Source organism: Peribacillus sp. NPDC097197, assembly GCF_050278025.1.
Lineage (GTDB): Bacteria > Bacillota > Bacilli > Bacillales > DSM-1321 > Peribacillus.
In genome coordinates this window covers 1-24,018 of record NZ_JBNNST010000012.1, presented here as the reverse complement: position 1 = coordinate 24,018, position 24,018 = coordinate 1, and the positions used below count along the sequence as shown (strand labels likewise).

At 43.8% G+C, this 24,018-nt stretch carries 21 protein-coding genes, 1 rRNA gene and 1 riboswitch; of the genes, 1 reads left to right on the top strand and 21 read right to left on the bottom strand.

The window, feature by feature from the left end; translation table 11 throughout:
• Positions 1-258 precede the first annotated feature (258 nt).
• The 7 genes from ACQKL6_RS15475 to ACQKL6_RS15445 form a co-directional block, all read right to left on the bottom strand.
• Positions 259-1,428, bottom strand: coding sequence for a CamS family sex pheromone protein (locus tag ACQKL6_RS15475; protein ID WP_402872244.1), 1,170 nt, complete (start codon positions 1,426-1,428; stop codon positions 259-261).
• Between the two features lie 12 nt (positions 1,429-1,440).
• A complete protein-coding gene (ligA, locus tag ACQKL6_RS15470) occupies positions 1,441-3,447 on the bottom strand; it encodes an NAD-dependent DNA ligase LigA (protein ID WP_402958614.1) in 2,007 nt (668 codons plus the stop codon).
• Between the two features lie 100 nt (positions 3,448-3,547).
• A complete protein-coding gene (gene pcrA, locus ACQKL6_RS15465) occupies positions 3,548-5,797 on the bottom strand; it encodes a DNA helicase PcrA (protein ID WP_402872252.1) in 2,250 nt (749 codons plus the stop codon).
• Positions 5,798-5,863: 66 nt separating this feature from the next.
• Positions 5,864-6,547 (bottom strand): heptaprenylglyceryl phosphate synthase, encoded by a 684-nt coding sequence (locus ACQKL6_RS15460; protein WP_402872255.1) that lies wholly within the window; start codon positions 6,545-6,547, stop codon positions 5,864-5,866.
• 232 nt (positions 6,548-6,779) lie between these two features.
• Positions 6,780-7,094 (bottom strand): YerC/YecD family TrpR-related protein, encoded by a 315-nt coding sequence (locus ACQKL6_RS15455; protein ID WP_402958616.1) that lies wholly within the window; start codon positions 7,092-7,094, stop codon positions 6,780-6,782.
• Positions 7,095-7,106: 12 nt separating this feature from the next.
• Positions 7,107-8,135: a DUF3048 domain-containing protein gene (locus ACQKL6_RS15450; protein WP_402958620.1), complete on the bottom strand. Its 1,029-nt coding sequence runs from the start codon at positions 8,133-8,135 to the stop codon at positions 7,107-7,109.
• A 56-nt stretch (positions 8,136-8,191) separates the two neighbouring features.
• Positions 8,192-9,937 carry an adenine deaminase C-terminal domain-containing protein gene (locus ACQKL6_RS15445; RefSeq protein WP_402989351.1) on the bottom strand — a complete coding sequence of 582 codons (1,746 nt, stop codon included), beginning with the start codon at positions 9,935-9,937 and terminating at the stop codon, positions 8,192-8,194.
• 142 nt (positions 9,938-10,079) lie between these two features.
• Here ACQKL6_RS15445 and ACQKL6_RS15440 point away from each other — a divergent pair, with 142 nt between their 5' ends.
• Entirely contained in the window at positions 10,080-10,337 is a 258-nt protein-coding gene (locus ACQKL6_RS15440; RefSeq protein ID WP_402872266.1) for a YgaP-like transmembrane domain, read from the top strand.
• A gap of 60 nt (positions 10,338-10,397) precedes the next feature.
• On the opposite strand, the gene purD is transcribed toward ACQKL6_RS15440, so the two are convergent.
• From purD to rrf, 14 genes are all read right to left on the bottom strand, one after another.
• Positions 10,398-11,657 (bottom strand): phosphoribosylamine--glycine ligase, encoded by a 1,260-nt coding sequence (purD, locus tag ACQKL6_RS15435; protein WP_402958624.1) that lies wholly within the window; start codon positions 11,655-11,657, stop codon positions 10,398-10,400.
• A gap of 19 nt (positions 11,658-11,676) precedes the next feature.
• The gene (purH, locus tag ACQKL6_RS15430; RefSeq protein ID WP_402958627.1) at positions 11,677-13,212 is read right to left on the bottom strand and encodes a bifunctional phosphoribosylaminoimidazolecarboxamide formyltransferase/IMP cyclohydrolase; all 1,536 of its coding nucleotides are present in this window, start codon (positions 13,210-13,212) and stop codon (positions 11,677-11,679) included.
• 18 nt (positions 13,213-13,230) lie between these two features.
• Positions 13,231-13,809, bottom strand: coding sequence for a phosphoribosylglycinamide formyltransferase (gene purN, locus ACQKL6_RS15425; RefSeq protein ID WP_427591654.1), 579 nt, complete (start codon positions 13,807-13,809; stop codon positions 13,231-13,233).
• Positions 13,806-14,834, bottom strand: a complete 1,029-nt coding sequence (purM, locus tag ACQKL6_RS15420; protein ID WP_427591655.1) for a phosphoribosylformylglycinamidine cyclo-ligase — start codon at positions 14,832-14,834, stop codon at positions 13,806-13,808. The genes purN and purM overlap by 4 nt, the downstream gene beginning before the upstream one ends.
• Before the next feature lie 44 nt (positions 14,835-14,878).
• The gene (gene purF, locus ACQKL6_RS15415) at positions 14,879-16,294 is read right to left on the bottom strand and encodes an amidophosphoribosyltransferase (protein ID WP_402872278.1); all 1,416 of its coding nucleotides are present in this window, start codon (positions 16,292-16,294) and stop codon (positions 14,879-14,881) included.
• Positions 16,279-18,501: a phosphoribosylformylglycinamidine synthase subunit PurL gene (purL, locus tag ACQKL6_RS15410; protein ID WP_427591656.1), complete on the bottom strand. Its 2,223-nt coding sequence runs from the start codon at positions 18,499-18,501 to the stop codon at positions 16,279-16,281. The genes purF and purL overlap by 16 nt, the downstream gene beginning before the upstream one ends.
• Positions 18,485-19,171: a phosphoribosylformylglycinamidine synthase subunit PurQ gene (purQ, locus tag ACQKL6_RS15405; RefSeq protein ID WP_402872282.1), complete on the bottom strand. Its 687-nt coding sequence runs from the start codon at positions 19,169-19,171 to the stop codon at positions 18,485-18,487. The genes purL and purQ overlap by 17 nt, the downstream gene beginning before the upstream one ends.
• On the bottom strand, positions 19,168-19,422 hold the full coding sequence (gene purS / locus ACQKL6_RS15400; protein WP_402872285.1) for a phosphoribosylformylglycinamidine synthase subunit PurS: 255 nt from the start codon (positions 19,420-19,422) through the stop codon (positions 19,168-19,170). Before purS ends, purQ begins: the two co-directional genes overlap by 4 nt.
• Positions 19,415-20,134: a phosphoribosylaminoimidazolesuccinocarboxamide synthase gene (gene purC / locus ACQKL6_RS15395; protein ID WP_402958634.1), complete on the bottom strand. Its 720-nt coding sequence runs from the start codon at positions 20,132-20,134 to the stop codon at positions 19,415-19,417. Before purC ends, purS begins: the two co-directional genes overlap by 8 nt.
• A gap of 101 nt (positions 20,135-20,235) precedes the next feature.
• A complete protein-coding gene (purB, locus tag ACQKL6_RS15390) occupies positions 20,236-21,528 on the bottom strand; it encodes an adenylosuccinate lyase (RefSeq protein WP_402872289.1) in 1,293 nt (430 codons plus the stop codon).
• A complete protein-coding gene (gene purK / locus ACQKL6_RS15385) occupies positions 21,525-22,682 on the bottom strand; it encodes a 5-(carboxyamino)imidazole ribonucleotide synthase (RefSeq protein WP_402872291.1) in 1,158 nt (385 codons plus the stop codon). Before purK ends, purB begins: the two co-directional genes overlap by 4 nt.
• Positions 22,666-23,154, bottom strand: coding sequence for a 5-(carboxyamino)imidazole ribonucleotide mutase (gene purE / locus ACQKL6_RS15380; protein ID WP_402872294.1), 489 nt, complete (start codon positions 23,152-23,154; stop codon positions 22,666-22,668). The genes purK and purE overlap by 17 nt, the downstream gene beginning before the upstream one ends.
• A gap of 131 nt (positions 23,155-23,285) precedes the next feature.
• A riboswitch (purine riboswitch) is annotated at positions 23,286-23,387 on the bottom strand.
• 56 nt (positions 23,388-23,443) lie between these two features.
• Positions 23,444-23,662 carry an NETI motif-containing protein gene (locus ACQKL6_RS15375; RefSeq protein WP_403079998.1) on the bottom strand — a complete coding sequence of 73 codons (219 nt, stop codon included), beginning with the start codon at positions 23,660-23,662 and terminating at the stop codon, positions 23,444-23,446.
• 261 nt (positions 23,663-23,923) lie between these two features.
• Positions 23,924-24,018 (bottom strand): 5S ribosomal RNA (rrf, locus tag ACQKL6_RS15370); the annotation flags it as partial.

Sequence of the window (24,018 nt, the reverse complement as noted above, 5' to 3'; positions counted from 1 at the left end):
CCAAAGCCACTGAATCTAGTCGCTTTTCTCCAGAAAATCATCGTTTAAATCATATCAAACTATTACACAGTAAAGCAACAAGAGTTGCAATGTCGAATTTCAAAATTTTCAAAGGAAAAAGAAGTATTTTCCGGGAAATATGAGAATGCTGTCGGAAATTCCCTGGCGGAATTCCAAGATACCTCGTATCTCTCCAGAACCCCTTACTAATCATGAAAGAAGATGGGGCCATATCAGGCTCCATCTCCTCCTTTTCCTTTATTCGTATATATGCACAGTCGGTTCGTCTTGATTTGCCTGACGGACGATGAGTGCTTCTGGTCCGTTGACCGAAGTAATTGATACTTGCACGGAAATATACTTTGGAAAACGTTCCATCACGAGACCCGCTACATATTGAGTGAAGCCGATAGCTTCGGAATTCCCATAGAATTGAATGGGTATGTCGATGTTCAACTTCTGTAATTGGTTGTCCATATAAAAGGCCCGGCCTATTACGCCATTGAAGTTAGGGAAATACTCTTCGACATCCTCTTTGAAATTGGTGAAGGTGTTGACGTCGTCCCTATATTTTTTTTCTGCTTTTGTCGAAGGGAATAGGTAGTATTTTTCATCTACACTGTTCCATTTCTTGATTTCATTAGAGCTTTTTTCGATATTCGTATAGGATATGAAATTCCCAGGGACGACGGAAGATTTCTCGTTCTGTTCGAAAAGGGCAATCGTAATCGGCACATTCTTTAATTTTTCCGTTTTACGTAATCGTTTCAGGACTTCTTCCGCGATTTGTTCTCCTTCTCTTTTCAGTTCCTTACTATCTATTTTGGTTTCATACGTGGCACCGTATGCTTCTTTTTGATAATAATGAACCGAATTCAAGGCAAGGCCGATGACGACACCGCCAAGGCTGACTTTATTATCTTCCGTTTTCGTCAAGTAATTATGTTCCAGAATATGAGCTAGATAGATTGGGTTTTCTTCATTCCGTTTATCAATGTCGCCCTTACCTGTATCTACAGGGTTCAAGCCTAGATTCTCACTGGCTTTCAAGTCTTTTTCTTTCAACTGGCTTTTTGTGTATTTTCTGTTCAGCCAAGATGAAATCGTCGAACTGTCAAGCATTTGTCCTTCTTGGAACAAATAATCGTCTGGATTAAACTGATTTTGCGCCAATCGCATAAGTCCGTTTTCAAATTCTTCTATATCGTATCGAGTGTTTAAATTCGATACAACCAAACCGCGGGCCTTTGATGGCTCAAATGGAAGAATCGTTTGATAATATTCATCCGAAATTTTGTATTTCGGAATGATTGCTGTCTCCTCTTTGTCCTTGGAATCTTTCACTACCTCTTGCTCATCATCGAAACTTGGTGCACAACCAGCAAGCAGTAGGATAAGAAGCATTCCCAAAATGGAGTGTTTCCTCATAGCCTACACCTCTTATTTAGTAAATTCCTCGATTAGTCTCTCTTCATCCCACACTAGGACACCTAAGCTCTCTGCCTTTTCAAGCTTTGATCCAGCATCTTCGCCTGCCACAACCAAATCAGTCTTCTTGCTGACACTTCCAGCGACATTGGCACCCAGTGCTTCTAATTTCTCTTTTGCTTCATTGCGTGTAAGCTGATGTAGTTTCCCGGTCAAAACAACCGTTTTCCCTGCAAATATAGAATCGATTTCTTCCACTGGAATGGCTCTAACCCCTTTATAGGCCAGATTCACACCCGCTGATTTCAACTCCTCTAGCAACGCATGAACTTCTTCTTGCTCAAAATACGCAACGACTGAATCGGCCATTTTTTCACCAATTTCGTTGATTCCCGTTAACTGTTCGCGGCTTGCCTTGCTCAGGGCATCCATGGTGCCGAACTCCCGTGCTAGCGTCTTCGCGGCTTTCGAACCGACATGTCGGATACCAAGACCGAATAACAACTTTTCAAGTGAATTGCTTTTAGATGCCTCTATCGCTTGAAGCAACTTATTGACGGATTTTTCCCCCATCCGTTCCAATTCAATGACTTGATCATACGTAAGTTTATATATATCGGCTACATCGTGTATCAGTTCTTCCTTGAAAAGCTGGCTGATGACCTTTTCACCCATACTGTCGATATTCATGGCAGTGCGTGATACAAAGTGAATTAACCCTTCACGAATCTGAGCGGGACATTTAGGGTTGATGCAACGCAGGGCCACTTCCCCTTCAAGTCTCACAAGCTCACTTTCACATTCAGGGCATTCAGTCGGCATCTGGAATTCTACTTCTTCACCTGTACGGCGTTCCACTAGTACATTGACGACCTCTGGTATAATATCGCCTGCCTTTTTTACGACCACTTGGTCTCCAATCCGAATATCTTTCTCCCGGATTAGATCTTCATTATGTAGTGAAGCCCGTTGTACGGTAGAGCCCGCGACTCTGACAGGATCCAATACAGCCGTTGGCGTCAAAACACCCGTACGACCAACATTCAGTTCAATGGACCTTAGCGTCGTGACCACTTCTTCTGCCGGGAACTTGTAGGCGATTGCCCATCTTGGGCTTTTGGCCGTGAATCCCAATTCATCCTGTTGTTCAAGTGAATCGACTTTTACGACAATCCCATCGATATCATACGCCAAGTTTGGACGCTGTTCTGTCCAATTTTCGATATAGGCGAGTACCTCATCTATATTCGAACAGGTCTTTCGTTCTTTATTCGTCTTAAATCCTAGTTCGTCCAGTAAATCCAGCGCTTCACCATGGGAACCAACCCCAGTTTCTCCTAAATCGGCAATGGCGTAAAGAAAAATGTCCAGATTCCGCTTTGCCGCAAGCTTGGGATCAAGCTGCCTTAAAGAACCAGCTGCTGCATTACGAGGATTCGCAAACGGTTCTTCCCCACGTTCTTCTTTCGCCGCATTCAACCCTTCAAAGGATCTCTTCGGCATGAATGCCTCTCCACGGACTTCGATTCCGATTGGTTTCCTTATCTTCAATGGAATGGATTTGATTGTTTTCAGGTTCTCGGTGATATCTTCACCAATCGTTCCATCCCCCCGGGTCGCCCCTTTTATGAAGTAACCATTTTCATATTGAAGAGTGACGGCCAATCCATCGATTTTCAACTCACATACATAGGAATAATTCTCCCCAACGGCCTGACGGACCTTTCTATCAAAATCACGTAGATCATCTTCATTGAAGGCATTGCCCAAGCTAAGCATGGGTGTTGTGTGCTCCACTTTTTCAAACATATCCAGGATGGCCCCGCCGACACGCTGCGTCGGAGAATCAGGAGTCTTCAACTCGGGGAATTTTTCCTCAAGCTCGATGAGATCACGTAAAAGTCGGTCATATTCGGCATCCGGCACAGAAGGTTGATCCAGCACATAGTATTCATAACTGTATTGATTTAATAGTGTTTGTAATTCAAGGACACTTTTCTTTGCAGCTTGTATATCCATACATTCAATCCTTTCTAAAGAAACCCGGTCGCCTTCTATATGAGAAGGCGATGTACATGCAGGTAACTTTATCCTTTGCCAGTAGGCGTATATTCATAGCTTAAACTTTTTCGATTGGTGCAAACTTCGCCAACAAACGCTTGATTCCGGTCGGACTAGGAAATGCGATATCCAATTCTTTTCCTTCGCCTTCCCCTTTTACACTGACTACCGTTCCGACACCCCATTTTTTATGGGAAGCCTTATCACCGACAGCCCAGCCTATTTCTTCACCGCCTGTTGCAGATGGGGCAGAAACAGCACGTCCGAAGCTAGGTGTTTTTCTAGCATGGGTAGGTGCAGTAGAACCTGTCCTCGCCGAAGAACTGAATGAAGTTTGCTTAGACTTGGGAGCGGGTTTCGGTTTTAAATCTTCCAGAAGTTCTGCCGGGATTTCCGAAATGAAACGGGACACTGGATTCATGTTCGTGCGTCCGTAAAGTGTCCGCATTTGGGCATTGCTTAAAAACAATTCGTTTTCAGCCCTTGTAATGCCCACGTAGGCAAGACGGCGTTCTTCTTCCATCTCTTCCTCATCCATGAGGGAGCGGCTATGTGGGAATACCCCTTCTTCAAGCCCAAGTAAAAAGACGACCGGATATTCGAGGCCCTTCGCAGAATGGAGCGTCATCAGCGTTACCGCATCGTTAGCGTCTTCAGGGTTTTCATCTAGTTTATCGATATCGGCCACCAACGCCAAATCCGTTAAAAAGCCCACTAATGATTTATCTTCACTATTACTTTCAAATGCTTTCGTCACGGATAGAAACTCATCAATATTTTCTAGGCGGCTTTGTGATTCAATCGTTTTTTCAGCCCTTAACATTTCACGGTATCCCGTTTTTTCGATGACTTCTTCTACCAATTCCGTAACGGACAAAAATTCCTGCTGATTCGTATAATTCGTAATCAATGTATGGAATTCACGGGCTGCTTTCGTCGCCTTCCCGCTAATCCCGATCATTTCTATCGACTCGAGCGCTTTATAAATGGAAATATCATATTGATTGGCGTAATCCGCCACCTTATCCATCGATGTTGCGCCAATGCCGCGTTTTGGAACATTGATTACACGGCGCAGGCTAATATCATCGTCAGGATTGGCGATGAGCCGCAGATAAGCAAGCAGGTCCTTGATCTCTTTACGATCATAGAACTTGGTGCCGCCGACGATGGCATAGTTGATGTTTGACTTAAGCAGCACTTCCTCCATTACCCGGGACTGTGCGTTTGTCCGATACAGGATAGCTATATCAGAATACTTTCTTTCGCCTTTTAGCGTTAATTCATTTATTTTCCCTGCTACGAATTGTGCTTCACCTTGCTCATTGTCTGCCCTGAAATAAGATAACTTATTACCCGCTACGTTCTCTGTCCATAGATTCTTCGGCTTACGGTTTTGGTTATTATCAATGACCTTATTGGCCGCTTCAAGGATCTTTTTCGTTGAACGGTAATTCTGTTCAAGGAAAATCATCGTCGCATTCGGGTAATCCTTTTCAAAAGAAAGGATATTGGCTATATCCGCACCGCGCCACCGATAGATCGACTGATCCGAATCCCCTACAACGCATAGATTACGAAAACGTGAAGCAAGTAGTTTAACAAGCATATATTGGGCACGGTTGGTATCTTGATACTCATCGACATGGATATATTGAAACTTGCGTTGATAGTATTCCAAAACTTCCGGAACAATCTGGAATAATTGGATCGTCATCATGATCAAATCATCAAAATCAAGTGCTGAGTTTTTCCGTAACCTTTTTTGATATTCCGTATAGACATCCGCCGTGATTTTTGTGAAAAAGTCCGATGCGGTTTTTTGGTATTCTTCCGGACCGACCAATTCATTTTTCGCCGAGCTGATACTTCCAAGGATAGCCCGATAATCATATTTCTTTGGATCCAAATTGCGGTCTTTCAGGATTTGCTTAACGACTGATTGCTGATCTGTCGTGTCTAAAATGGAGAAGTTCCGGTTGAAACCCATCCGGTCGATATCTCTTCGTAAAATCCGGACACACATGGAGTGAAACGTCGAAATCCAAATGTCCTCGGATGCGCCACCTAGAATCGCCCGGATTCTTTCTTTCATTTCTCGGGCCGCTTTGTTGGTAAACGTGATGGCGAGGATATTCCAAGGCGCGATTTCTTTCTCCACCATCAAGTATGCGATCCTATGTGTTAGAACACGGGTCTTTCCACTACCTGCACCAGCCATGATCAATAGTGGGCCATCCGTTGCTTTTACTGCTTTTTGTTGTTGTTCATTCAAACCCGTTAGTAATTTTTCCGCTAAATATTGCATCATTACACCGCCTGTACGAACATTTGTTCTTTTATTATACTACACTTCATTAATTCCATGAACGTTTTATTTAACAGCGGCAACCGTTGCAAGTGCCGCCTTCAAGTCTTCATAAATTACATTTCCAACTACGATTACATCCGCAAACTTGGCCATTTCTTTAGCCTGTTCGACTGATTTAATGCCGCCTCCATAGAATAGCACGCTATTCTCCATGCTCTCTTTAGCGGCCTCCAGCATCCGGACATCTCCATATATACCGCTATACTCCAGATAAAAAATAGGGAGATTGAACATCTTTTCGGCCATCATCGCATAGGCACCCACATCATCCATATCCAATTCAGTGTTGGCATTCGTCAATTGAGCCACCTTGCAATCAGGGTTGAGGATACAATATCCCTCGACAAAAATCTCGTCCCAATTCATTAAATATCCGTATTCCTTGACCGCCTGCTGATGCAATTTCATCATCCAATCAGGATCGGTGCTATTCAACACACTTGGGATAAAATATAAATCGAACCCAGGCGTCACCGTTTCCACTGACGAAATCTCCATCACGCACGGAACGGTATAGCGCCTGACCCTTGCCATTAAATGAAGCACATTCTCAAGCGTGACTCCGTCCGTGCCGCCGACCATAATGGCATCTGTTCCAGATTCACAAACCTTTTCCAATGCTTCATCGCTTATTTCTTTATTTGGATCGAGTTTGAAAACATGTTTCCACTCGCGAAAATCGTACATAATAATCCTCCATTCACACTTCCCATTAAACCATTATAGCATTAAGATTTTTCATAAAAAAAGAGAAGTGCTGATAAAAAATTTTCCAAAAAAAACCTACGAATCGAAAACCCACTCTATCGTGGCAACTCCTCTAAAAAAGCTGCCGACCACCTGGATAAACTCAAAATAAAAAACCAAGAAAACGAGTTCCTCGGTTTTTTTCGATTCATCCATTATAAGAAACGTCCCATTACGTTTCAGTTGGTTCCTCTACATCTTCTTTAATGCGATTGATGGCCATGGAATAAGCGTCGTTCCCGTAGTTCAAGCAACGTTTGACCCTGGATATCGTAGCCGTGCTGGCTCCGGTTTCCGTTTCAATCTTATGATAAGTTTTACCTTCCTCAAGCATGCGGGCCACTTCAAGACGTTGTGCCAAAGATGATATTTCATTGACGGTGCATAAATCATCAAAAAAGCGATAGCACTCGTCTAAATCGCGCAAAGAAAGAATCGACTTAAACAATTGATCTGTCGCTTTCCCTCTTAACTTATCAATTTGCATACATACTCCCCCTTAATTTTCTTGGGCATCAAATGACACGTTCTTATCTATACCTGGTTGGTTCGGAATTACGTTGACCCAGGTCTTGCCTGTCACCAACCCTACTTCTTTCCCATTAATCACGGGTATAATCCGGTCATCTTTATTCACCCATTCTACTTCATTGATTTTCCCCTTTTGAAGTAGGTAACCTTTTCCGCCGCTTTTCAAATCAATCTTTCGGCGTCCTTTATCGTCAACCACCTGATGAGCAGCCTCAATGATGAATATATTATCTAACAGGACAGGTTTCTTAGATTGATACTCAACCGTTTGCTCACCATTCGAATAACGTGTGTATTTTTCTTCTGCTTTTTCATACTCATAATGAACATTGGATGTTGCATCTCCATAGACGACATCGATGTTCAAAGCTGCATCTCCTTGCAGACCTTTTGCCTCTTCCTCCGTCAAGAATGCAAACGGTTCGGGGGCACCAGTCAACTCATAGCCTTTTTCCTTTGCACCTTTTTCAATATTTTCAAAAGAGGTGTAGGAGTTATGTGGGGCTTTTCGGTCTGTAGTCCGCTGAAATAGAGTACCATCATAATATAAGCCATTCAAGTTATCAACATAACCTTTGTCAAGCATCGTCTTTGCCTCCGGGCTATTACCGTGGCATACATAGAGACAGTCCAAGCCTTTGGCAAGTTCGATATAATAATCTCTCGCACTTCTAATCGGACCGATTTGATCTGGGGTCTCACTCTGGAAAACGGCTAACAACCTTGTAATGTCACCCTCCGCCAGCAATTCATAAACGATGTCCGCTTCAGAAAGACCCGATTGGGGACGCGCCTGTGGGTGATTATTGATCATCACCGCTACGGCCCTACGCTTCTTCTCTCCATCTGTGCTTATTCCCGTTAGCGGAAAAACACCTGAAGAACCATCTGTATCTTTCATGACAGATTCGTCTTGCTGGTCTTCCTCTGTCTTATCCTTCGCTGAACAGCCTACTAAAAGTAACATCGCTATCATGATGAAAAGAAACTTTTTCATACACTTTTCACGCTCCTGATTACTCAACCGTGTCGTTTGCTGCGTTCTTTTATATTTTAACGCATTATAGTAGGGAAGAGTATATTTTTATTCATTACATCATATACCCCACGCTGGGTAACCCTGATATACGGTAAATGGGTCGTAGAAAAAAAGGATAGGGTATATACGGGATCAGCGAAGCGATAACCCCGTTCACGCAACAATCTTTTCAATTCATTTTCTTCTATAATTAATTCAGGAACTTCCTTATTGGACATTATCCCTTTTAATGTTAATGGCACCTCATGAATCACTTCTCCTTGCTCTGTCAAAACAATACCGCCGCCGATTTCCTTCAGCCGGTTGAAGGCCAGGTGCATATCCTTCTTACGTTTCCCAATCAAAATGATATCCCCGGTATTCGTATAGGTGGCTGCAAAACCGCATAACTTATCGGCAAACCCCTTCAGTATCGTATTGATCCGCCATTTCCCTTCCTTATCGATGAGCATGAAGAAACACTCATCATCTTGAAAGGTAAGCTCTTCATATCCCACATCGTTTGAAAGGGAATATGGTTTGGTGATCACGTTATTGACCAGCTCTATTCCGAACGGCATCGAGAATTCGAAATCTTCCTTCAAACTAAGGTCCCAGTCCATTTCCAACGGTTTAAAGTCAAAATCGCTCCAGTTGATTTCTTGTGAATCCGGAATGATTTTCCCATCCCGCTTCACCCATTTCCCTTTAGCCATGACAGAAACCGGGGCGGGCTCCTCAATATCAGACAGAAAATTGATATTGGCGACTCTGCCCGTAGCAATATTGCCATGGAGATATTCAATATTATAATAGCGTGCGATATTGATAGTGGCCATATTATAGGCGTCAATGACTGGTACACCCTGTTCGATTGCTATTTTAATCAAGCAATCTATGAATCCCTTTTCATAAAAAGACGGTGGTGAACCATCCGTTGTATAAAAGAACTTATCATATTGATCGATACCCAGTTCATGAATTTCCTGCAATATGTTTGGGAGATCCGGACGGATGGATGAATGCCTTAATGAAACGAAATAGCCTTGAAGTAAGCGCTCCATCACCTCATCACCTGTCATGGCCTCATGGTCACAATCGGCTCCAAATAGTGTCATCTTGGCAAGTGTTTTCTCAGAAGCACCAGGAAAGTGACCCTCTATCTTCTTCCTCATCCGCTTGGCCTCCTGAATCCAATGCAGCATCATGTCATCGCCATCAAGAAGCTTAGGCCACCCCGTCAGTTCACCGCCCTGTAAAACGGCATCATGCTCAAGCCAGGATTTAACCGCTCCATGAGAAAATACGGTATCTTCATCGATCAACTCCGTTTGTCCATCAAAACGGCTCCACCAATACATCGTAACAGGGATGTTACGTAGCTCCTTCAAAAGAGAAAACGCTTTCTTTTTTCCTAATTGCAAAAGGAATGGCAGGTTATCATTGATAAGTGTCGTTGTCCCAAAATGGGATGCATAGCGTGAGAAAGACAGGGGATTATATAATTGAGAAGGGTGTGAATGCGGCTCAATATATCCCGGGACCAGGTACTGATCTGAACAATCAACCATTTCACAGCGGTCTATATTTTCAGGAAGGTTTGTACCGACATAGATAATGCGATCGTCATAAATCCATATATTTGCTTTCACCCATTTTCGTAAAGCCTGGTTTAAATATGTAGCATTTTTCAAAAGAATGTGTGGTGACCTCTTTCCATCCAGCACATCTATATGTTCCCGTAGATGTTTATTTTTCCATCTATAACGTTGTTCCAGCATAAACATCCCTCCATGAATTGTAAGACAAAGGAATTGAAATCCCAATTCAATCCAATTTTATCTTATAGTAACATATTTATTTCATTAACACAGTAAAGTTAACCAGAATACTGTGAAATTTTTGTGAAAGGATGAACTTATCATGAAATTCAAACAAAATATCAGCATAGTCAATGCGCTTATGCGGATTACCTGTGGCTTTACCTTTCTTACCTGGGCCACAGCGAAAATGGTTAAAAAACCATGGAAAAATCAATCCTACTTAATGGTGGTCATCCTTGCTGCCATGAAAATAGGCGAAGGCATATTGCGCTATTGCCCCGTTGTCGATGTAATGGAAAATGGCCAAGCCATGATGAAGGATAAGCAGAACAGGGATGACCAATCTGATTCGTATTGATTTCATTTTAAAAGAAGCTGACTCGATATTTGAGCCAGCTTCTTTTTATGGTCAAGGAACCTATTCTATGGCTCGATATCCAATATCCGTACGCCAAAACAGGCCTTCTTTTTCAATATGTTCTACTTCTTTATAGACTTGTCTTTGGGCAGACGCAAGGTCGTTTCCTTTAGCCGCAACAAGCAATACCCTGCCTCCATTGGAAACAAGATCTCCCTGGTCGTTTTTGGCCGTCCCGGCATGGTAAATATGGGTGTCCGGCTGAATCCTATCCAACCCTTTGATTACCGACCCCTTCGTGTATGCTCCAGGATAGCCTTCTGCAGCCACGACTACACCAAGAACCGCTTCATCATGCCATTCAAGATCTAAATCTTCCCCTGCAAGGACCGCTTCAAGAGTATCGACGAAATCCGTCTTTAAGCGGGGCAATACTACTTGAGTTTCCGGATCCCCAAAACGGGCATTGAATTCAATCACTTTTGTACCCTTTTCCGTTGCAATTAACCCGGCATATAATATGCCTGAAAATCGGCGATTTTCTGAAATCATCGCATGAACCGTCGGTTGCAGAATAGCATCTACCGCTGCTTGCACCATACTATCGGATATTTGAGGGACGGGGGAGTACGCACCCATTCCACCAGTATTCGGTCCTTTATCACCATTGTAGGCACGTTTATGATCCTGTGCGATAACCATTGGATATACTTTATCCCCGTTCACGAAGGCCATCAATGAAAACTCCTCGCCATCCAGGTATTCCTCGATGACAACCTTTGCTGAAGCTTCCCCGAACTTTGCACCGACTAGCATATCATGAATGGCTTCCATTGCTTCCTGCATCGTCATGGCGACTACTACGCCTTTGCCCGCAGCCAGACCATCCGCCTTGATGACAATGGGAGCGCCCACTTTTTCGATATATGCCTTTGCCTGCTCATAATCAGAAAACGTCTCATATTCTGCTGTTGGAATATGATAATCCCTCATTAAATTCTTAGCAAATGATTTACTTCCTTCAATGACCGCAGCCCGGCTGTTTGGTCCGAACACCTGCAAGTTTTCTTTCTCAAAGTCATCAGCCAACCCATTAAGTAAAGGCGTTTCCGGTCCAATCACCGTCAAAGCAATCGCATTTTCTTTTGCGAAAGCGACCAATTCTTGATGTTTGGTTTCCTCGATTGATATAAGTTCGGCAACATCTGCCATGCCGGGATTCCCTGGCGCCACGAAGACTTTCTTAACCCGTTTGCTTTCAAACAGTTTACGGGCGATAGCGTGCTCCCTGCCTCCACGGCCAATCACTAGTACATTCATTACCGCACCTCATCTTCGATTAATGTTTAAAGTGGCGAACTCCTGTGAATACCATTGCTATTCCATATTCATCGGCTTTATCAATTGAATCTTGGTCTTTCTTCGATCCACCTGGCTGGATGATTGCCGTTACGCCTGCTTTTGCCGCCGCCTCCACGGTATCGTCCATAGGGAAGAAAGCATCCGATGCCAAAGCACTTCCCGCTACTCTTTCACCAGCTTGTTCTAGAGCTATTTTTGCTGCGCCGACACGGTTCATTTGCCCTGCACCCACGCCCAATGTCATCTGATCATTACAAATAACGATGGCATTCGATTTGACATGTTTCACGATTTTCCAACCAAGTTCAAGAGCTTTCCACTCTTCTGCGGTCGGTTCGCGTTTTGTTGCCACTTTTACTTCTGCATCCTTCAAACCGAAAGCATCACGTTCTTGCACGAGTAAACCACCTTCAATTGAAGTCAATTTACGTTCCGGTTTTTTAGCAGCCTGGAAATTAACCGTTAATAGACGAAGGTTCTTCTTACTTGTCAATACATCCAATGCTTCCTTAGAGAATCCTGGAGCGATGATGATTTCAAGGAAAATTTCGTGAAGCTTTTCCGCAGTCGCTTTATCCACTTCACGGTTCAAGGCGATGATGCCACCAAAAATCGAAGTGGAATCCGCTTCATACGCTTTATCGAATGCTTCCAGAATCGTATCACCAACACCGACTCCACAAGGATTCATATGCTTGACGGCCACGGCTGCCGGTTCTTTGAATTCCTTAACGATTTGAAGGGCTGCGTCTGCATCATTGATGTTATTGTATGAAAGCTCTTTTCCGTGCAGTTGTTTTGCTTCCGCAATCGAGAAGGTAGATCCAAGCGGTTTTTTATAGAACGCTGCTTTTTGATGAGGATTTTCCCCATAACGAAGCGACTGTTTCAATTCATAAGTAACAGTAAGTGATTCTGGATTCTCTTCTTCGGCAAGCTCAGTCATATATTCTGAAATCACGGCATCGTATGCCGCTGTATGACGGAAGACTTTAGCTGCCAGACGACGATTCGTCGTTTTTGAGACATCTCCGTTTTCTTTTAGCTCAGCCAATACCGTTGCATAATCCTCGCTATCGACGATAACTGTCACATACTCGTGGTTTTTCGCAGACGAACGTAGCATGGTCGGTCCTCCGATATCGATGTTCTCAATCGCATCTTCCACCGTCACATCCGGTTTCGATATCGTCGATTGGAAAGGATAAAGGTTCACACAGACCAACTGAATCGGTTCAATATGATGCTCTGCTAGTTGAGCTTTATGCCCTTCATCTCCATGCTTGGCTAAGACTGCTGCATGGACATTCGGGTGTAACGTTTTAACGCGGCCGTCCAGAATTTCCGGGAAACCAGTGATTTCACTGATACCGATAACATCCACGCCATTATCCTGTAATGTTTTACTCGTACCGCCCGTTGAAATGATTTCAAACCCGGCCTCTTTCAACCCTTTGGCAAATTCTACGATACCTGTTTTATCCGATACACTAATTAACGCACGTTTCTTCATGGTATGTTGTTCCCTCCATTATGTATGTTGTTTCTCTTGGCATAGCTGTTGCAAAGTTTTTGGATACAGATCATGTTCCAATTCCTGAATTCTTTTTTGGAGGATGTCTTTTGTATCTCCGTTAAGAATGGGGACCGCCTGTTGAGCAATAATCGGTCCTGTATCCATTCCCTCATCGACATAATGAATCGTGACCCCGGTTTCCTTCACTTCAGCCTTAAAAGCCTGGCCAATAGCATCCTTACCTGGAAAGCAAGGCAAAAGAGAAGGGTGAATATTCACAATCCTGTGTGAATATTCCCCTAATAACGTCGATCCTATTAACCGCATATAACCAGCAAGAATAATGAATTCTACGCCATGGACATGAAGTTCATCCAGTATCTCCCGTTCATATCCCGCCTTATTTTCGTACTGTTTTGCTGAGAATGAGAATACCGGAATGTTCTCCATTCTAGCCCTCTCAATTACGTAAGCATCCTCACGGTCACAAACAACAAGGCATATATCCGCTTCTAGATTTCCCTCTTTTATTGCATCAGCGATTGCTTGAAAGTTGCTTCCATTACCCGATGCAAAGACAGCAAGGCGCCTCATCGCTTAAAAGACACTCCTTCACCCTCAATAATCGTTCCTATGACAGAAGCCTGTTCACCACAAGACTGTAGATGCGCAATGATCGCAGGAGCATCCGATTTTTTCACGACGGCCGTCATCCCGATGCCCATATTGAATATATTGAACATTTCCTTCTGAACAAGATTTCCTTTTTCCTCAAGGTACGAGAATACTGGGGGAATCGTCCAGCTGCCCAACTCAATTTCAACACCGCAGTTTTCGGGAAGGATACGCGGAATATTTTCGATGAACCCGCCACCTGTAATATGTGCTAGTCCCTTCACTTCAAACTTTTCAAGTGTCGACAATATCGACTGGACATAGATTTTTGTCGGTTTCAACAATTCTTCACCCAATTTGCAACCGAACTCCGGCACGAGTTCCTGTAAATCCATTCCTGCATCTTCAAGAAGGATTTTACGGACAAGTGAATAGCCATTGCTATGGATCCCGCTTGAAGCAAGACCGATGACAACATCACCATTGGATATGCCCTCACCCGTAATTAAGCGTGATTTTTCAACCGCCCCAACAGTGAACCCAGCCACGTCATATTCTTCGATTTCGTACATCCCTGGCATTTCAGCTGTTTCCCCACCGATTAAAGCACAACCCGCTTGCTCACATCCGTCCGCAATCCCTTTAACGATCATTTCAATTCTCTCGGGATCAGCTTTGCCGCAAGCTATATAATCTAAAAAGTACAACGGCGCAGCCCCCTGTACGACCACATCATTGACGCACATCGCTACACAATCTATTCCAATTGTATCATGTTTATCCATCATGAACGCGAGTAAAAGCTTCGTCCCGACTCCATCCGTTCCTGAGATAAGGACAGGCTCTTTAAGGTGTAACGAAGACAAATCGAACATGCCTCCGAAACCACCCAATCCGTTCATTACTTCAGGACGAAATGTCCGTTTTACATGTTTCTTCATCCGATTTACCGCTTCGTAGCCCGCTTCAATATCGACGCCAGCCTGCTTATATGCATTAGCCATTTGAAATCCCCCTCCGAAAACCACTCGTTCTTATCGATGCCTTTTTAGCATTTAATTTTTTCCCGTTCATAATCGAAAATTTCCGTTGGATAATTTCCCGTGAAGCATGCTAGACATGAACCGCGTGTTTCTCCAGCAAACGGACGTCCAATCGCTTCGACCATGCCTTCCACACTTAAGAAGGTTAATGAATCGGCTTCAATGATTTCCCGTATTTCCTCCACCGATTTGGAGCTGGCAATCAGTTCATCTTTTTTCGATGTATCAATACCGTAAAAACATGGATTTTTAATTGGAGGCGAACTGATCACAACATGGACCTCTTTCGCCCCTGCATCTTTCAGCATGCGGACAATCCTTCTGCTGGTCGTACCACGTACGATCGAATCGTCCACCATGATCACGCGTTTCCCTTCAACGACGCCTCGTACCGGTGATAACTTCATCTTCACACCCTGTTCGCGAAGGCTTTGCGACGGTTGAATAAATGTCCGTCCGACATAACGGTTCTTAATTAAGCCCATTTCATAAGGGATGCCCGCAGCTTCGGCATAACCAATGGCCGCCGATATGCTTGAATCCGGAACACCCGTGACAACATCCGCTTCGATTTTCGCTTCCTGAGCCATTTGCTTACCAAGGTTTTTCCTGGCTGTATGTACATTAATCCCATCAATATTGCTATCCGGACGGGAAAAATACACATATTCCATCGTACACATGGCTTGTTGACTGGAAAGGGAAAAGTACTCTGAATAGATTCCTTCATCATTGATGACGACAAGCTCGCCTGGTTCGATATCACGGATGAATTCCGCCCCAACGATATCAAGAGCACATGTTTCAGAAGCGGCGTAATACGCATCTCCTATCTTTCCGAGGGAAAGTGGACGGAAACCATGTGGATCCCGCGCTAAAATCATTTGGTTTTCTGTCATGATAACAAATGCGTAGGCACCCTTCAGCATACTTAAGCTATTTTTCACAGAATCCCTTATATCAGAATAACCGGAGCGTTTAATCAAATGTGCAAGGACTTCCGTATCCGACGTCGTTTGAAAAATGCTCCCTTGTCCCTCTAACTGTGCTTTTAACTGGCTGGCATTGACGATATTCCCATTATGGGCAAGAGCCAGCCCCCCTGTATGTGAATTGAACAAGAAAGGCTGGACGTTTTGATATCCACCGCCTCCTGCTGTCGTATAACGGACATGACCTATCGCTGACTTCCCTGTACCGGAAAGTGCCTGCATTTTTTCTGCCGTGAAGATTTCCGTTACAAGACCTTCCCCTTTCGTGATGGACATTTGATTACCGTCCGTCACGACAATGCCTGCTCCCTCTTGGCCCCGATGCTGTAAGCTATGCAGTCCGTAATAGGCAAGCTGTGCTGCATCTTGATGTCCCCAGACTCCTACTACACCACATTCCTCATTAAGACTTCTTATTTCAGCAAGCATGGAATGGCCCCTTTCCAAGCTGATTGTAATTCCTCAACATTCACTTCAAATACCAGATTATCGCCATCATCCGTCACGATTATTTTTGAATCATTCGTTACTTCCCCTATAAGGATTGCATCTTCAACAATGGATTCAAATGCCGCTTGGTTTTCTGGACTAACGGATAGTAAGAATCGGGATTGCGTTTCACTGAATAACCCGGATACCAATTCGCCGGAAACCTTAACGTTGGCGCCGAGTGTAGTCGGACCGAATAGAGATTCACTTAAGGCAACAGCCAAACCACCCTCTGAAAGATCATGTGCGGAGGCGATATGCCCTGCTCGAATGGCTTCAAGAATTTGTGCTTGCCGTTTTTGTTCAACATGTAAGTCCAATTCCGGTGCAGGTCCAAAGATTTTTCCTTCTACCATTTTTTGAAGTTCACTGCCACCAAATTCAGCTTTCGCTTCCCCGACCACATATATCAAGTCGGATTCATGTTTGAACGTTTGGGTCGTGATATGTTGAAGGTCATGTACAAGACCAACCATCCCAACTACTGGAGTTGGATAAATGGCCTCGCCATTCGTTTCATTATAAAGCGATACATTTCCACCAATGACAGGCGTACTTAAGCTGCGACATGCTTCGCTCATGCCATCAGCGGCTTTTTCCAGTTGCCAAAATATCTCTGGTTTTTCTGGGTTTCCAAAATTCAAGCAATCTGTAATCGCCAAAGGTTCTCCACCCGAACAGACAATGTTACGGGCCGCCTCAGCTACAGCAATCTTACCGCCTGTCTCGGGGTCGAGGTAAATATAGCGGGAGTTACAATCCGTTGTCATTGCAAGAGCTTTATTCGTTCCTCGCACACGTACCACTGCAGCGTCGGAACCAGGTGATACCACTGTATTCGTACGAACCATATAATCATATTGGTCGTAAACCCATTCCTTGCTTGAAATGGTAGGCTGTTGTAATAATGCTATAAGAGTACCCTTATAATCCTTGATAACCGGCACTTTTGCCGTCATGCTTTGGAAGTCGCGGAAATACTGTGGTTCAGCAGATGGCTTGTGATAGATTGGTGCTTCTTCAGCCAATGCATCAACTGGAACTTCCGCAACGATTTCACCTTGATGGGAAAGTGTTAAGTTTTTATCATCCGTTACTTCACCAACAGCAACTGCTTCCAGGTCATATTTCGTAAACAAATCAACGATTTCCTGTTCCCGTCCTTTAGTAACGACGATTAACATCCGTTCTTGTGACTCAGACAGCATCATTTCATACGCAGTCATGCCTGTTTCACGTTGAGGCACTAAATCAAGGTTCATTTTAATCCCTGATCCAGCTTTACTCGCCATCTCAGCCGAAGAGCTAGTAAGCCCCGCTGCGCCCATATCCTGAATGCCGACAAGCGCATCATTATGGATGAGTTCAAGGCAAGCTTCTAACAGTAATTTCTCCATGAATGGATCGCCAACTTGCACGGCTGGTCTTTTCTCTTCTGAAGACTCTGAAAGTTCTTCCGATGCAAATGTAGCTCCATGAATGCCATCACGGCCAGTTTTGGCACCCACGTACATGACCGTATTCCCGACACCATGAGCTTGACCTTTCTTGATGTCCTTATGATCAATTAACCCGACGCACATGGCATTGACTAATGGATTTCCCTCATAGGAAGGATCGAATTGAATTTCACCGCCGACAGTGGGAATCCCAATGCAGTTCCCATATCCAGCAATTCCTGCAACCACTTCTTTGAATAAATATTTCACGCGTTCGTTATCCAATTCGCCGAAGCGCAGCGAATTTAACATGGCGATAGGTCGGGCTCCCATGGAGAAGACATCACGGATAATGCCCCCAACGCCTGTAGCTGCTCCTTGATATGGCTCAATGGCCGATGGATGGTTATGGCTTTCAATCTTGAAAACGACGGCCTGATTATCACCGATATCGACGATTCCTGCGCCTTCCCCAGGACCTTGTAATACTTTTTCCCCCGTAATCGGGAATTTTCTTAAGATGGGTTTTGAATTTTTGTAGGAACAATGCTCTGACCACATGACGGAAAACAAACCCGTTTCCGTATAATTCGGCAGTCTGCCTAAGATTTTCTCCACCATGGCGAATTCTTCATCGGATAGCCCCATACTTGCGTATAAACGCTCCGATTTAATTTTATCCGGACTTGGTTCAAGCTGTAACAACATGTGATTCCCTCCAGTTTTTCACGATGGATTGAAAGATCTTTAAGCCGTCTTTACTGCCAAGCAGTGAGTCAACAGCACGTTCGGGATGAGGCATCATTCCGAGGACATTACCTTGTGCATTGGTGATTCCCGCGATTTGTTCTAGGCTACCGTTGGGATTTTCACCCTTATAAGTGAACAGAATGCGGTTATTTTGTTTTAATTCCTCAAGTGTGTCTTTATCACAGTAATAGTTTCCTTCACCATGGGCCACTGGAATGGTGATTGATTCGTTTAATGAATATCCCGTGGTAAACATTGATTCATTATTTTGAACATTCAGCTCTACATTACGACAGATGAATTTCAGACCATCATTACGTCGCATCGCTCCCGGTAACAGCCCTGCTTCAAGCAAAATTTGAAAACCATTGCAGACGCCAAGAACCGGTTTTCCTGCTTGAGCCGCTTTTACGACTTCTGCCATCACATTGGAAAAACGGGCAATCGCTCCTGAACGTAGGTAGTCGCCATAAGAGAATCCGCCTGGAAGCAGGATTCCGTCAAATTTGTCTAGATTATCCGTGGAATGCCATACATACTCCACTTCCTCCCCAAGCGCATCCTGTATCGCATGGTACATGTCGACATCACAATTGGAGCCAGGGAAAACGATCACAGCAAATTTCATTGGGTGACAACCTCCTCCACGTCATAACGGTACGCTTCAATGACTGTATTGGCTAATAGCTTTTCACACATTTCCTTCACCAGTTGATCTAAATCACGGTCGGTGTCTTCAATCGTCAGTTCAATGTATTTCCCGACACGAACATCGCTTACTTCGTTATATGTCAAACTATGAAGGGATTGTTGAACCGCTGTCCCCTGTGGATCCAGTACACTTTCTCGTAGTGTGATATATACCTTAACCTTATACATGTTGAGTACCCTCCAACTTTGCTAGAATTTTTCCATATGCATCTGTTAAACTACCTAAATCACGGCGGAATACGTCTTTGTCCAGTTTTTCATTTGTCACTGCATCCCAAAGGCGACAAGTATCCGGTGAAATTTCATCAGCCAATAGGATTTCCCCATCCGATGTCTTGCCAAACTCCAGTTTAAAATCAATCAAGTTAATGCCCATCTCTTGGAAGATGGTTGATAGGACCTTACTGATTTCCCGTGCCTTTTCCTTTAAGATAGCTACATCTTCCTTGCTGGCAAGTTCCAATTCTTCAATATGGTCTTCCGTCAACAGGGGATCGCCGAGTGCGTCGTCTTTATAATAAAATTCAACGAGCGTTTTCTTTAGTGGGTGGCCTTCTTCCATGCCAGTGCGTTTAGAGAAGCTACCGGCAGCCGTGTTTCTAACGACCACTTCAAGAGGTATGATGGAGACCTTTTTAACCAGTTGCTCCCGCTCGGAAAGCTTTTCTATAAAATGAGAAGGAATGTTTTGTTCGGCAAGCTTTGAAAATAGTAAACTAGTAATTTGATTATTCAACTGGCCTTTACCAGCGATTTCTGACTTCTTCTCGCCATTGAAAGCCGTTGCTGAATCTTTGTATTCCACCCATACTATTTCACTGTTGTCCGTTGCATAAATCTGTTTCGCTTTCCCTTCATACAGCAATTCTCGCTTTTCCATCTGTTAAGACCTCCGAATTGTGAATATTATGAATTTTTATTTTATCATTAGGCAAGGAGCAAACGCTTCACCCGACTGGGATTCACGTTTGCAGCCTTGTTTTATAAGCCTAGGCGATCAAAGATCACATCTACGTTTTTCAAATGATGGGTAGGGTCGAAACAGTCATCAAGTTCTTCTTTAGTAAGCAGGCTTGTGATTTTATCATCCTTGTCGATCAGGCTCCTGAATGGGACTTGTTGCTCCCAGGCGTCCATCGCATGTGGCTGAACCGTATCATACGCCTCTTCACGGACAAGACCCTTGTCAATAAGAGCAAGCAACACGCGTTGAGAGAAGATTAATCCAAGAGTACGATCCATGTTACGCTTCATGTTCTCAGGATAGACAGTCAGGTTTTTCACGATGTTACTGAAGCGGTTCAACATATAATTCAAAGCAATCGTTGCATCCGGCAAGATGATTCGTTCAGCAGAAGAGTGGGAGATATCACGTTCGTGCCATAAAGCTACATTCTCATACGCTGTCATCATGTATCCACGGATGACCCGGGCCATTCCTGTCATGTTCTCAGAACCGATAGGATTCCGTTTATGAGGCATTGCCGATGATCCTTTTTGTCCTTTTGCAAAGAATTCTTCCACTTCGCGCGTTTCGCTTTTTTGTAATCCTCGGATTTCCACAGCGAATTTTTCGATGGAAGTTGCAATTAACGCCAAAGTGCTCATATAGTGTGCATGGCGATCACGTTGCAAGGTTTGCGTTGAAATCGGATCAGCTTCAAGGCCCAGCTTTTCACAGACGAATTGTTCAACGAACGGGTCGATGTTTGCATATGTACCAACAGCACCGGAGATTTTACCTACCTCGATGTTTTTTCGAGCAGCATCAAAACGTTCCACATTCCGTTTCATTTCTTGGTACCAAAGGGCAAGCTTCAAGCCGAAAGTAGTCGGTTCTGCATGCACACCATGTGTACGTCCCATTTGAACGGTATATTTATGTTCTTTCGCTTTGTTTTTCAAGATCTCTACAAAATTATTTAAATCCTTTGAAAGAATATCATTCGCTTGTTTAATCACATAAGAAAGTGCCGTATCAACTACATCCGTTGAAGTCAGACCATAATGCACCCATTTACGTTCTTCACCTAATGTTTCGGAAACCGCACGCGTGAAGGCCACAACATCATGGCGAGTATCTTTTTCAATTTCATTGATGCGCTCTACATCGAATGATGCATTTTCACGAAGGAGCTTCACGTCTTCTTTCGGTATGACACCAAGTTCCGACCATGCTTCACATGCCAAGATTTCTACTTCCAACCATGCATTAAAGCGGTTTTTCTCTGTCCAAATGTTCCCCATTTCAGGGCGGGTATAACGTTCAATCATTTTGCTTCCTCCGTTTCAACCTGTTGATTCCAAATTTTGCTTCGATCACTTTCTAAAAGGGCTTCCTCGAGTGTTGGACGTAAAATGTTAACATGCCCCATTTTCCGTTTTATCTTGGCCTCTCTTTTACCATAAAGATGAATCTTCCAATCTGTAAGCTCCGGAATTTCATGAAGTAATGGCTCCAAGTGTTCACCTAGGACGTTGACCATGACCACCGGTTGCAACAAGGAGGTATTTCCGAGGGGCCAATTACAGACAGCACGGATATGCTGTTCGAATTGGGATGTTGCACATGCTTCCAATGTATAATGACCCGAATTGTGTGGTCTTGGTGCAAGCTCATTGATGATGATTTCATCCTTTGCCGTTAAAAACATCTCCACGGCCAATGTACCGACAAGGTCCAGTTTTTCGGCAAGCTGTCGAGCCTCCACAATGGCCTTTTCTTCAGCACTCTGACTGATGCGAGCGGGAACGATGCTTTTATGCAGTATATTTTCAATATGAATATTTTCTGCAACCGGAAAATGACTTGTTTCACCATTTGCTTTACGCGTCACGACAACCGAGATTTCCTTAACGAAAGGTATCCAAGCTTCTAATACACATACACCTGTTTGGAGCAGGGATTCAGCCTTTTTAATATCAGCTTCCTCATTAATGACTAACTGCCCTTTTCCATCATAACCGCCACGGGTCGTTTTTAACACACTTGGGTACCCTAATTCTTCTATATGTAGGTATATTTCCGAAACATCCTGAATTTCCCGGTACGGGGCAACCGTTGCTCCGGCACCTGCTATGGCTTTCTTTTCAGTAAGCCGATCCTGTGTTTGTTTTAATAATTCCGACCCTTGAGGAAGATAGGCATGCTGTTTCAACCAATCTAGAGCCTTGGAACTGATATTTTCGAACTCATAGGTAATGACGTCACTGACATTTGCCAGCCTTTTCAATGCATCTATGTCATCATATGCCCCAAGGATCTCTATATCTGCCACTTGAGCACAAGGACCATTAGTCGTTGGTTCAAGAACAGCTATCTTAAAGCCTGCTGCCTTAGCCGCTAAGGCCATCATCCTGCCTAACTGTCCACCGCCAATAATTCCAATCGTCTGACCCGGTAAAATGACCTTATTTAAGTTGTTCACTGCTCAATAACACCTTTTCCCTAGTTTCGTCTCGGAGAACCTCTATCCTATCGGCGATTTCTGAATCGAAAGCAGCCAATATCTGCGCCGCAAGCAAACCTGCGTTAATCGCCCCTGCCTTTCCGATGGCTACCGTGGCAACCGGTACCCCGCCTGGCATTTGAACAATTGATAATAATGAATCCAAACCGTTTAAAGCCTTGGATTGGATTGGCACTCCAATCACAGGTACTATTGTTTTAGCTGCCGTCATACCGGGTAGATGAGCAGCTCCACCTGCACCTGCTATTATTACCTTAATCCCGCGCTCTCTTGCACTCTCTGCATATTCAAACAATAAGTCTGGTGTGCGGTGGGCCGAAACGACTCTTTTTTCATAGGGGATTTCAAGTTGTTCCAATGATTCACAAGCATACTTCATCGTTTCCCAATCCGAGACGCTACCCATAATGACCCCGACCTGTGACTTCATAATACTGTCCCTCCCACTTTCCATTCTTTCATCTATAATTTTCAAAAAAAAACGGGCAGACTTCTTCCTCATAGAGAAAGCAATCTGCCCGGAAAAAAGTCTTCACAAAAAAGACTTCGATAGTTTCCGAATAAGTCAGCTACTTTTCTCATAGTCCGATGATTTACGGTCATCAGGTAGAAACTTTTGGGCCATATCCCCAGGATTATATGAGAGGTATTAATATACATTCATCTTACCGTCACGCATTTTCATTGTCAAGACAAAATCGAATATTTTTATAGAATACTTAATGATCGTTCGTGTTTTGCTCCAATAACTTTGCTTCAAATACAATTTTCCTGTTAATTGGTTCATAATGAGCCATTCCATTCGTGATTCTTTCCTCAAAAATGGGTTCTTCCGTTCTCCTCACAGGAAAATACCCTGCAGCCTTTATTCGATCTAGGCATTCATCAATGCTTTCTCCTTCTCTAACTTCAAACTTTTCTTTACCCTTTTTACTCACAGAATCGTTCCTTTCCTGCATTCACTATTTTCATGAATATTTTTGTTCCACCCTTATTAAACAGCTTGCCTATTTTTCTAATTATAAATTCTTTCAGATAGGTTGAACAGCTTATCCAGGGATTTTAATCAAAGATCGACGGAAAGTTGTTTTCAATATCTAACTTGTCCTGTCCTAGCAACAGTGAATGATTTCATTTTATTTTAATGGTACCAGTCTGAAAACAAAAAAAGACCAGCCTAATGGCTGACCTTCGAAATGGCTTGGCGGCGTCCTACTCTCACAGGGGGAAACCCCCAACTACCATCGGCGCTGAAGAGCTTAACTGCCGTGTTCGGAATGGGAACGGGTGTGAC